3 protein-coding genes are annotated in these 3352 nt (G+C 73.0%); 1 reads left to right on the top strand and 2 read right to left on the bottom strand.

Translation table 11 applies throughout. The features are described 5' to 3' along the window. A partial coding sequence (locus Q0480_RS01410) for a hypothetical protein (RefSeq protein WP_299129924.1) occupies positions 1–276 on the bottom strand: 276 nt, incomplete at its 3' end. 674 nt (positions 277–950) lie between these two features. Further along, a complete protein-coding gene (locus Q0480_RS01415; protein ID WP_299129926.1) occupies positions 951–2342 on the bottom strand; it encodes a PLP-dependent aminotransferase family protein in 1392 nt (463 codons plus the stop codon). An 85-nt stretch (positions 2343–2427) separates the two neighbouring features. Here Q0480_RS01415 and Q0480_RS01420 point away from each other — a divergent pair, with 85 nt between their 5' ends. After that, positions 2428–3324: a DMT family transporter gene (locus Q0480_RS01420; protein WP_299129928.1), complete on the top strand. Its 897-nt coding sequence runs from the start codon at positions 2428–2430 to the stop codon at positions 3322–3324. Positions 3325–3352 lie beyond the last annotated feature (28 nt).

A 3352-nucleotide genomic window follows, 5' to 3' on the forward strand; every position in this document is an offset into this window, starting at 1 on the left:
GGCGGTGAGATAGAGGCTCGGGCCTCCCGCCGGTCCCTCCTCCACGCGAACGCGGAACGCGCCGTCGTCGCCGGAGGCGACCTGGGCCAGCTGCGTCGGGGCGTCCGGCCCCGCCGCCCACAGGGTCACGGTCGACCCGGCGATCGGGGCGCCTCCGCCCTCGACCTTGCCGCCGATCTCGATCGGCGCCGCGGCGGCCGCGCCGCCCCCGAGCCACACGGCCAGCAGGGCGCCCCCAAGGGCGAGCTTCCGGGCCGCGGTTGTGCCTCGTTCCATAGATGGTCCTCCCTCGCGCCGCGCGACGGCCGACTCGCGTGTGTTCCGACCGCACCATATATCTTTTCCGCACGTCGCCACAGGCGAGCGTCGACCGGCGCCGGCGGACGTCCGTAACCTGACCGGCGACGATGGCCGCGTCGCGCGCCGACGTCCCGCGGCGAGCGGATCCCGACGAGGAGACGCCGGGGATGCCCGGAATCCTGCCCATCGCCGCCGTCCTCGCCCTCGCCGCGCCACCCGCCTTCGCCCCAGAGCGACGAGATTCTCGCCAAGCAGCTCGCCAATCCGGTGGCGGACCTGATCAGTAGGGACGCGTCAGTCGCGGCACCGCTGTCGAAAGCGGACGCGCTTGGTCGCGCCAGCATCGACATCGGTTCCTCCGTGCGGCTGCCGACCCGGCGACCATACCGCGCCGGCGAGCTCGCATGCACGTTCTTCCCGCGCCTCGACCGTCGAGTTTTCCTGATCGAGACCTGGGAGGGATCCGGTCGTCCTCCGCGGCGACTACCATCCGCCTTCACGGCGATCACATCCTCAAAGGATATTCCCGTCCAGTTCGGACCTTGGCCATGGGGCGAGCGAAATCCGATGACCGCTTCGTGGACCAACCCCCGTTCCGACGGAAGAGCCGCGAACGGCCGCAATCCGCCCTGATCGACCGACCGCTCGGTTCATCGCGCCTCCAGGCAGGACCGAAGCGTCTCGAGGGTTCGCGGGTCCTCCATCTGCGCCACGTTGAAGCGCATGAAGCGTCCGGCCGTGAAGGACGGGCTGAAGGCGTTCCCCGGCGCGAGAACGAGCCCCTTTGCGAGCGCGGCGCGGGCGAGGTCGGCGGCGTCGAGGCCCTCCGGCAGCATGCACCAGAGGAACATCCCCGCCCTCGGCTCGATCCAGGGCTCGACGCCGAGGTCGCGCAGCGCCTGCCCGACCGCGCGCCGCGCCCGGGCGAGCCGGGTCCGCAGGGTCTCCACATGCCGGCGGTATCCGCCATCGGTCAGGGCGGCGCAGACCAGCGCCTCGTTCAGGTGGCCGCCGCCGAAGGCCGTCGCGATCCTCAGGTCGACGAGGCCGTCGAGCCAGTCCGGCCGCGCCGCGATGAAGCCGCAGCGGGCGGCGGCGGACAAGGTCTTGGAGAAGCTGCCGATCTGGATCACCCGGTCGAGCCCGTCGAAGCCGGCGAGGCGCGGCACCGGCGTGTGCTCGAAATCGGCGAAGATGTCGTCCTCGACGATCACGATCCCGTACAGGTCCGCGAGCTTCAGCACCCGGTGCGCGACGGCCGGCGACAGCGTGGCGCCGGTCGGGTTGTGGACCGCCGAATTGGTGATGTAGAGCCGCGGCCGCCGCGCGGCGAGCGCCGCCGCGAAGGCCTCGACGTCGGGGCCGGCGGGCGTAAAGGGCACGCCGACGACCTCGGCCCGGTGGGCGCGGAGCAGCGCCCGAAAGTTGAAATAGCAGGGGTCATCGACGAGCACGGTGTCGCCCGGCTCCAGCAGCAGGCGGCAGATCAGGTCGATCGCCTGGGTGCCGCTTTCGGTCAGCAGGATCTGGTCGGGGGCCGCCTCGACCCCGCGCTCGCCGAGCCGCCGGCCGACGAGTTGCCGCAGCGCCGGCAGGCCCAGGGGCGAGCCGTAGTCGGCGAGCGCGCCCGCCTCGGCCCGCGACAGCGCGCGCAGCGCCCTGCGCAGGCTCGCGTCCGGGAACCACGAGGCGGGCAGCCAGCCGCAGCCGGGCTTGGGCGCGTCGTCCGCGGCCTCGAGCGACTGGCGCGAGATCCAGAGCGGATCGATGGCCCGGTCGAGCTTCGGTCCGACCGCCGAGAGCGCCATGGGCGCGATCTGGTCGGCGACGTAGAAGCCCGAGCCGGGACGCGAGACGATGGCGCCCTCCGCCGCCAGCCGGCCGTAGCCCTCGACCACCGTCGAGACCGAGACCCGGAGCGTCCGCGCCAGCGCCCGCACCGAGGGCAGCTTCGCCCCGGCCGCGAGGCTGCGCGCCGCGATACGCTCGCGGATCGTCGTCCTCACCAGGTCGATGCGGGTGCGTACTGCTTCTTCTGCCATAACAGTTCGTCAAAACCGTGCTGGACCGTAGCTGGCCGACCGGCCCCGCGGCAATCCATAAGCGTCGCCGGAACGGAGGGGCGTCATGGACCGGCCGACGAGCGGATGGGTGAACGGGCTGATCGGGGTCCTGATCTTCAGCGGCTCGCTGCCCGCCACCCGCGTCGCGGCGCAGGGCTTCGACCCGGTGTTTCTCACCGCCGCCCGCGCCGCCATCGCCGGGATGCTCGGCCTCGGCCTGCTGCTCGCGATGCGGGAGCGGCGGCCGGCGCGGGAGCACCTGCCGGCGCTGGCCGTCGTCGCCGCGGGCGTCGTCGTCGGCTTCCCGCTCCTCACCGCGCTCGCGCTCCGGCACATGACTTCGGCGCATTCGATCGTCTTCATCGGCCTCCTGCCGCTCGCGACCGCGATCTTCGGGGTGATCCGCGGCGGCGAGCGACCGCGGCCGGCCTTCTGGGCCTTCTCCGCCCTCGGCGGCGCGCTGGTCGCGGGCTTCGCGGCGCGGCAGGGCGCAGGCGGGTCACTGGCGGGCGACGGGCTGATGCTGGCGGCGATCGTCCTCTGCGGCCTCGGCTATGCCGAGGGCGGGCGGCTGTCGCGCCGGCTCGGCGGCTGGCAGGTGATCTCCTGGGCGCTGGTCCTTTCGCTGCCGCTCACGGCGGCGCTGAGCCTCGCGACCCGACCCGCGACCTTCGCGACCGTCACCCTGCCGCAATGGCTCGGGCTCGGCTATGTCTCGCTCTTCAGCATGCTGATCGGCTTCGTCTTCTGGTATCGCGGCCTCGCGCAAGGCGGCATCGCCGCGGTCGGCCAGCTCCAGCTGATCCAGCCCTTCTTCGGCCTCGCGCTGGCGGCGCTCCTGCTCGGCGAGGCGGTGACGCCCGCGATGCTCGTCGTCTGCGTCGGCGTGATCGGCTGCGTCATCGGCGCCCGCCGCTTCGCCCGGGCGCGGCTGACCGGAGCCGTCCAGCCGGCGCGGTGACGACACCCTGCTGTTGAAGGGCATCGAC

The sequence above is a fragment of the uncultured Amaricoccus sp. genome (assembly GCF_937891315.1).
GTDB lineage: Bacteria > Pseudomonadota > Alphaproteobacteria > Rhodobacterales > Rhodobacteraceae > Amaricoccus.